The sequence below is a fragment of the Portibacter marinus genome (assembly GCF_021533195.1).
Classification (GTDB): Bacteria; Bacteroidota; Bacteroidia; order Chitinophagales; family Saprospiraceae; genus Portibacter; species Portibacter marinus.
Genome location: NZ_JAJNKB010000019.1, coordinates 1 through 7,572, shown reverse-complemented (window position 1 = coordinate 7,572; position 7,572 = coordinate 1). Strand labels below are relative to the sequence as shown.

The following is a 7,572-nucleotide window of genomic DNA, read 5'->3' as shown; positions in this document are numbered from 1 at the left end:
AGTAAATTAGGAATATTAACACCCTTAGAATATCTTAGCCAACTGTGAGGAAAGAAGTGCCTACCACTAACATGCGTCATCACATAATGCTCCCTATCGGTCGCACTCTGGATGCCGCTGGCCGTTATCTTCCCAGCGAAAGTAAGACAGCAAATCCGACTTACTCCAATTCGATTTAGATAATTTAAAGCAAGATCAATAAAGCTGCAGCAGTCCAATTAAGCGAAACAAACTTCCAACTGAGCACTCATGAGCGGCTTAGTCCTTCAATCAATTTCATATCAAGATTCAAGAAAATAACATTCCAACTTTACTCAATCGATTGAAATAGAGGCATATAATGTAAGAGTAGTCACATATTTAAACAAAGCCAATCTGACATGTACATTCCAATTAAACGCTCATGAGCGGCGTAATCCTATATTCAATCTAAATTCACGATTTAAGATGAAAATACATTCCAACTTTACTCAATCGATTGTAAGAGTAGCACATAATGAAAGAGTAATCAGATATGTATGCAAGGCCAATCTAGCGAGTACTTGCCAATTATACACTCATGAGTGGCATTGTCCTTCAATCAACTTTAGATCAGGATTTGAAATAATAAAAGCACAATTCAAGCACATGAAATCGAAATGAGCTGCCACGAAATGAAACTTATGATTTATAAGAAGTACATATAGAAACGGGACAGCTGTATGGCATGAGCAAAAGCGACGCAAATAATGCGCCGGGAGATAACACGCGATAAGGAGTAATCCGCTCCCCTATCATTAATAATGCAGCGAAAATTACGAAAAGTTGTATTTTTAAATCTGAAACGGACACTGTGAAAGGCGGACTCCTCTTATCGCTATCACGTTAATCACAATTATTAAAAAATGAAGGCAGGAAAATTAACAATATTGTTTTTAGTTATCACAAATCTACTAATAGGTCAAACATACGAGAATCTGTTTGGGTCAGAATCTACCCAATGGAACTTGACAATCGGAAATCTATGGGGCTTGGGCTCTACAGAACATCAAATAGTTGGTGATACTGTAATAGATGGATTTACGTTTAAGATTGTAGATGGATATGAGGGGTTAGATGAAATTCGTGGATTTATTCGAGTGGATTCATTAAATCAAAAAGCATGGTACCGAAATAACCAAAGCGATGAGGAATATCTGATAATGGATTTGGCTTTAGAAATTGGTGACTCTCTATATATTGGAGGGGTTTGGAATAGCGAACACAAATTTTACAATGTCGACTCAATATACATAAAGGACAACAGAAAGCATGTACGATTCAACTTCCCACTGCACTTTATAGATAACGAAAAATTTACACTAATTGAAGGAGTTGTTAGTAATTTGGGTTTCAGATATCAAGACAATGATTATATAAATGGACTACCAACAATCCTCTTATGTGCATTCAAAAATGACGAAAAAATCTATGGAGAAGGAGAGTGTATAGTCAGTTCAATTAAAAAAGTGAAATCAACCATTTCTTTAGAACTTTTTCCAAATCCAGTTGATGACAAATTGAACTTAAGCCTAAATGACAAAATCTTAAGTGGAAGTATTGAAATATTTGATTTGAGTGGGAAAGCCATCTATCAAAGAAATGGAAGTATAGAAAAATCAGAAGTAATTGACTTTGATTTGATTAACAAAGGAATTTATTTTCTCAGTATTTCCAATTTTGAAAAAGGAATAAAAACAAATTTTAAAATTATAAAAAGTGATTAACAATGTACACCATGACCATACTTCCTATCGGTCGTACGGCAGGTGTACTAACCGTTATGCCCTATTTAGCCAAAATGAAAACACAAATAAATGAGAATCATATTAATTTTTAGTTGTTTTCTATCACTATCAATCGCAACACATAGTCAATCATTTTCTGATGTAATATCAACAGAAGAAAAGATTTTCGGATTGTCAAAAATATGGTCTGAGATAGTGTACAATTTCGCATTTATTGACAAAATCGAATTTGATATTGATAGCTTATATAAAAGCACTATTCCCAAAGTTTTAGAAGCACGTAATAATGAGGAATACATAAAGGTTTTAAAGGCATTTATGAAGAATTTCGATAATAATAAAACACTTATCTTGAATAGTCAATGGATGTATGATGAGACAGATGTGCCTGCAGTTATGATTGCGACAGAAAAGGATGAATTTGTGATTTCGAGAATTGAATCAAAATATAAAGATATGATTCCTCCAGGCTCTAAGATTCTAAGCGTAGATGGAAAAGACCCAACTTCCAATCTAAGAGGATTAAAAAATTCTGCGGTAGCGATAGAGTTTCAAACGCCCGAGGGAGAAATTAAATCAGAAGCATTCATCAGAAATCTCAATCAACGATTTAGGGAAGGTGAAAAAATTGAGCTTTATCCAACAAACATTCGATCACAAAATAATAGATTTTCAATAGACCATAAAGATAACATCTCAATAGTGACTATTACTTCATTTTCTGATAGTGTCGTAGTGAGTGATTTTCGAGAAATTATACCTGAAGTAAATAAGTCAGCTGGGCTGATTATCGATGTAAGCAATAATGGTGGAGGAAATGGACAAAATGCTATTGAGATAGCAAAACATCTAGTAGAACGACCGTTTATTGTAGGTCCTAGTTGGAAAACAAGAATCCATAATGCAGCAAAAAAAGCATTTGGAGGAAGTAGACATCAAGGATATGAAGAAGATCCATCTTTTAAAGAAAATCAGGATTTCTATAATAATATAGCCTATGAAGTACACCATCCTGATACAATTGTTGTTTTAGATGAAATAGAAAAAATCAAAGTCCCAATTATCGTAATTCAGTCAAACAAAACGATTTCAGCTGCGGAAGATTTTTTGATATACATTATGGGAAATAATAACATAAAAACAATAGGTCAAAGAAGTAAAGGCAATTCAGGCCAACCTTTAAGATTCGATTTATCAAATGGAGTCGCTGTCAGCATTGTAGCTAAAAGGGATGCATTACCTAACGGAGATGATTACATCGGATTAGGAATAAAACCGGATATTGAAATTTCGGAAGACATAGATCCAATAGAATATTCAATTAAGATTATCGCAAATAAATGAAACAGGGCATAACACGCGATAAATTGTAAGAGCTTCCTAACGTCGCTCCTCCACTTATCGCTATCCCGTTACCATCCATTTAGAATCACCATAGATAAACGAATGAGACTAGATAAATCATCAGAACAATATCATATTCCAGCTTGGATGAAATTTTTTTCATATCTATTCATTTTGTTTGGAAGCCTGATACCAATTGTACTAGCTCAAAATTTAATGGGCTACAAGACTGCTTTAAGCATATATGGAATAAATTCTGACTCGTTATTTAATCCAATTGGAGCATTTATAGCCTTTTTATTTGCTTTAAAGCTAGTTGTCGGTTTTGCGATAATAAAAAGACTCAAATGGGCATTCAATTTAGGAATAGTTGATGCTTGCCTTGGATTAATAGTTTGTCTTCTAAATCTTGGAATTTATGACCTGATTTTAGATAAATCCAATATAAACATTAATCTGCGATTAGAGATATTTGTACTTGTACCTTTTTTAATATACTTATTAAAAAATAGGCTCAAATGGAATGACCAACATCTATTTTAGTATGCCAACAATCCAACTTACAACACATATAAATTCTCCAATTGAGATTGTCTTTAATCTTTCACGAAGTGTTGATTTACACCAAATATCAACAAGTCAAACAGATGAAAAAGTGATTGGTGGATTAACAGCAGGTTTAATGGAATTACATGATACCGTTACTTGGAGAGCTAAACATTTTGGATTCTATCAAACATTGACATCCAAAATTACAGCTATGGATAAGTACAGTTACTTTACCGATGAAATGGAAAAAGGAATTTTTAAGTCCTTCAAACACATTCACAGATTTAAAGAAACAAAGAACTATACAATCATGAATGACGAATTTGAATATAAATCTCCTTTAGGCATATTGGGCAAATTTGCCGATATCCTTTTTCTAAAGAAATACATGCAACAATTTCTTATTATCCGAAACAATACTATAAAATATTATGCTGAGTCAGGCAGATATAAAGAAATTCTTAAATTGAAAACGGATGGTAACACGCTTTAACTCGTCATGGCTGCTATCGCGACGCCACGCCGGTTACAGCTATCACGTTAGGCGGAATACGTTTCTCGTTTTGAAAGTCCTGAAAATTGATTCAGAATAGTTGACAAGGACGTGATTAGAGGGTTGCGTTTGGGTGCATTGCCAGCGCACTGCACATTGATAGCGTATTTCTTACAAGTGGATTTTTACAAATTATGATCACTTTGTTCTCACGATAATCGAATCTTAAATTCATGCAGTTTACTTCGATTTTCAGGACTGACTGTCTGATTTTTTTCTACACGTAAGATTGAGATTGGAATTCCGAACATGTCAATTAATTTCAGATAATCAGCTTACTATTCTTGTCCGTGTGAGTCCGCTATCATTTAAAGATAAGAGCGATCATTCCAACGGCATTATCTATAATCTGACAAGACTTTCAGATGGAGGCCAACGCTTAAATTGTACTCCACCTAACACTAGACAAGACGCAATTTCGCTTCGAATAGCATGAAATGCGATGTGCAGAACTAAAAATTCATATTTTTGGAAAAACGATAATTAATGAAGAGCGAAACTTCGCTTGTCATCACCGTTACCTCTCATTAAAAATCAGAAAATCATGTCAGATATAATATTAAGAATTGTACCGAAAGAAGATATCGGCGAATTAAAGACAGAAAAGATAAAATCGGAACTTCTAAACAATGAGGTAATAAGTGATTCAATAGAACATTGGGGAAAACCAGCATTTAAGTCAGGTTCAAGATTGAACAACTATATTGAATTAGAATTTGAAGACAAAGGAAACTACATTGGTAATTTAGTAATTCAGATAAGCAATGAAGACTACGGTGTAATTATGGGATCCGAAGATTATGATACTATTAATCGGAAAAACTGTATTCTAATCTATAACGGTGATGGTAGCATTATATCTTGGACTCCGTTATGTCAATTACTCGAAAAAATTACCGGAGATGAATACTTTGGTGAATGGGAAGTGTTATAGAATATGGCAGGATTTATAATTTTTGAAGGTGGACATGCATGGGCCCCAGCAAAATGGGTTTATACAAACCTATTGAAAACGGCTACGAAATTTATGGACAATAAACATAAATCTCAACTAATTGAATACATTCAGAACCAAGAGAAAATAGCAACATATACAATTGACTTCAACGAACTTAATGAAGGGGAGAAAAAGACATTAAAAGAATCGATACTTAGGGCTGTTGATGAGATCAATTCAAATAGCGGCAAAGAGTGGGCTAAACCAGAATTTTTTGAAGGCTTTAAAAATTATTCAAATGCTATTAAAGACATGATAATAGAAATAGAAGAAAATGGAGAGGTGAATTATAAAACAAAACCAAAATCTGTGTTTAAAATAGAAAACGAGAGGTAACAAGCTGTGACCACGATCATGCCTCCTAACGTCGGCACGACGGGTGCAGCAGAACCGTTACCATCTATTAAAAAATCATGAATGACAGATAAAATAAGAAAGTATCTAAAATCCATTGAAGAATCAAAAAATATCGAGATTTTATGGGCATGTGAAACAGGGTCAAGAGCATGGGGATTTGCCTCAACTGACAGTGATTTCGACATAAGACTTATTTATGTCCATAAAAAAGATTGGTATTTAAGTCTAAGCGAAAAGAAGGATACAATAGATAAGATGCTTGAGAATAATGATATTGACATATCAGGCTGGGACTTAAAGAAGTCATTGGCTCTATTGAGAAAGTCAAATGCTCCAATTCTTGAAAGAATTCAATCTCCGATAGTTTACAAATCTGATCCAGAATTTATTAATGACATTCTTGACATTAGCAATACCTGCTATTCAAGAATAGCGACAATCCATCATTATTTGAGTATGTCTAAAAAATTTGTTGCAGATTTAGAATTAAACAGAGACTACAAACTCAAAAAGTTCTTTTATGCCTTAAGATCTGCATTTGTGTGCAAATGGATTCTCGAAAAAAAAGAAAAGCCTCCAATTGAATTTGATAAAATATATCCAAATCTTGGTATAGAATCAACATTAATATCAAGGATTGAAGAATTAATTAAACTAAAAAGCAGTATTACAGAGTCATATCTTCATAGTGGTGAACAACCTTTATTAGACCTTATTCAGAACTTTAATGAAGAAGCAGAATTAAAGAAAGAAACTCTTCCACCGTCCAAATGCGATTCTAGTCAGCTTGATCGAATATTTAGAAAGTACATATCAAAATATGACAATTGAGGATCTAAAAGAAAATGATTTGATCATAATGGAGTGTATTAGTGGTAGCAGAGCCTATGGACTAGAAACCCCAACTTCTGATACTGATATAAAAGGTGTTTTTATACTACCGCAATCGGATTTTTACGGATTAAATTATATACCACAAGTCAGTAATGAAACCAATGATATTGTCTATTATGAATTGGGAAGGTTTATGGAATTGCTGGTCGTAAATAATCCAAATATATTAGAACTTTTAAATTCTCCGCAACATGCAGTTCTGTTGAAACATCCCTACTTAGATATTATCGAGCCATCACAAATCCTCTCAAAACTTTGTGAAAACACTTTTGGCAAATTTGCAATCTCCCAAATTAAGAAAGCCAAAGGTTTGAATAAAAAAATCCTAAAACCAATCGACAAAAAGAGGAAAACAGTACTTGAATTCTGTTATGTGAATTATGGAAATGGGTCTGTTCCTTTGACTAAATTTCTCTCTTTAAAAGGATTTAAACAGCAAGATTGCGGATTAACCAAAATCCCTAACATGAAGGATGTATATGGTCTCTATCACAATGAAGATTTAGGCTATAAAGGGATAATGAAAAATGATTTTTCGAACTCAATCTCACTAAGTTCTATTCCAAAAAATGAAATACAGCAATGTCTACTTTACTTTAACCATGATGGATATTCATCCTACTGTAAAGATTACAAAGAGTATTGGTTGTGGGTAGAGAATAGAAATGAAGATAGATATGAAAACACAATGAGTCATGGTAAGAATTACGATGCTAAAAATATGATGCATACCTTTAGATTGTTAGAAATGGCAATAGAAATTGCAAGAGATGAGAAAATTAACGTACTTAGAAAGGATCGCGAATTTTTACTAGAGATAAAAAGTGGAAAGTTTGATTACAATGAGTTGTTGGAGAAAGCTTCAGAGAAACAAAATGAAATGGAGCAAGCTTTTAAGCAAAGTAATCTTCAAGAGAAACCAGACGACAAAATGATAAGGAATTTAGCGTTTGAAATAAGAAAAAAATTTTATGCACTAGAAAAGTATCGAGTAGGTAAAGGGGACTCTCACCCCTAAACCTCTCACAGAACCGTACGTGAACCTCTCAGCTCATACGGCTCTTCATGCTCATTCTTTCGAATCGAATACGCCACTAAACTCATTCCTTCCA

At 33.6% G+C, this 7,572-nt stretch carries 8 protein-coding genes; all 8 read left to right on the top strand.

What is annotated here, in order from left to right; translation table 11 throughout:
• Positions 1-884: 884 nt before the first annotated feature.
• The 8 genes from L2567_RS20350 to L2567_RS20315 all read left to right on the top strand — a co-directional run bounded on the left by L2567_RS20350 (position 885) and on the right by L2567_RS20315 (position 7,478).
• On the top strand, positions 885-1,745 hold the full coding sequence (locus L2567_RS20350; protein ID WP_235299703.1) for a T9SS type A sorting domain-containing protein: 861 nt from the start codon (positions 885-887) through the stop codon (positions 1,743-1,745).
• Between the two features lie 90 nt (positions 1,746-1,835).
• Positions 1,836-3,110, top strand: a complete 1,275-nt coding sequence (locus tag L2567_RS20345) for a S41 family peptidase (protein ID WP_235299702.1) — start codon at positions 1,836-1,838, stop codon at positions 3,108-3,110.
• A 102-nt stretch (positions 3,111-3,212) separates the two neighbouring features.
• Positions 3,213-3,653 (top strand): hypothetical protein, encoded by a 441-nt coding sequence (locus L2567_RS20340; protein ID WP_235299701.1) that lies wholly within the window; start codon positions 3,213-3,215, stop codon positions 3,651-3,653.
• Positions 3,634-4,152 carry an SRPBCC family protein gene (locus tag L2567_RS20335; protein WP_235299700.1) on the top strand — a complete coding sequence of 173 codons (519 nt, stop codon included), beginning with the start codon at positions 3,634-3,636 and terminating at the stop codon, positions 4,150-4,152. Before L2567_RS20340 ends, L2567_RS20335 begins: the two co-directional genes overlap by 20 nt.
• 604 nt (positions 4,153-4,756) lie before the next feature.
• On the top strand, positions 4,757-5,146 hold the full coding sequence (locus tag L2567_RS20330; RefSeq protein ID WP_235299699.1) for a hypothetical protein: 390 nt from the start codon (positions 4,757-4,759) through the stop codon (positions 5,144-5,146).
• A gap of 3 nt (positions 5,147-5,149) precedes the next feature.
• Entirely contained in the window at positions 5,150-5,545 is a 396-nt protein-coding gene (locus L2567_RS20325; RefSeq protein WP_235299698.1) for a hypothetical protein, read from the top strand.
• 81 nt (positions 5,546-5,626) lie between these two features.
• On the top strand, positions 5,627-6,397 hold the full coding sequence (locus L2567_RS20320; protein ID WP_235299697.1) for a nucleotidyltransferase domain-containing protein: 771 nt from the start codon (positions 5,627-5,629) through the stop codon (positions 6,395-6,397).
• Complete coding sequence (locus L2567_RS20315) at positions 6,387-7,478, top strand: DNA polymerase beta superfamily protein (RefSeq protein ID WP_235299696.1); 1,092 nt, start codon at positions 6,387-6,389, stop codon at positions 7,476-7,478. Before L2567_RS20320 ends, L2567_RS20315 begins: the two co-directional genes overlap by 11 nt.
• The last annotated feature ends 94 nt before the right edge of the window (positions 7,479-7,572 follow it).

Excerpts from the sequence above, each read along its gene's own strand:
- L2567_RS20340 (WP_235299701.1), top strand. The coding sequence starts at position 3,213 with ATGAGACTAGATAAATCATCAGAACAATATCATATTCCAGCTTGGATG.
- L2567_RS20320 (WP_235299697.1), top strand. The coding sequence starts at position 5,627 with ATGACAGATAAAATAAGAAAGTATCTAAAATCCATTGAAGAATCAAAA.
- L2567_RS20345 (WP_235299702.1), top strand. The coding sequence starts at position 1,836 with ATGAGAATCATATTAATTTTTAGTTGTTTTCTATCACTATCAATCGCA.
- L2567_RS20350 (WP_235299703.1), top strand. The coding sequence starts at position 885 with ATGAAGGCAGGAAAATTAACAATATTGTTTTTAGTTATCACAAATCTA.
- L2567_RS20315 (WP_235299696.1), top strand. The coding sequence starts at position 6,387 with ATGACAATTGAGGATCTAAAAGAAAATGATTTGATCATAATGGAGTGT.
- L2567_RS20335 (WP_235299700.1), top strand. The coding sequence starts at position 3,634 with ATGACCAACATCTATTTTAGTATGCCAACAATCCAACTTACAACACAT.
- L2567_RS20330 (WP_235299699.1), top strand. The coding sequence starts at position 4,757 with ATGTCAGATATAATATTAAGAATTGTACCGAAAGAAGATATCGGCGAA.
- L2567_RS20325 (WP_235299698.1), top strand. The coding sequence starts at position 5,150 with ATGGCAGGATTTATAATTTTTGAAGGTGGACATGCATGGGCCCCAGCA.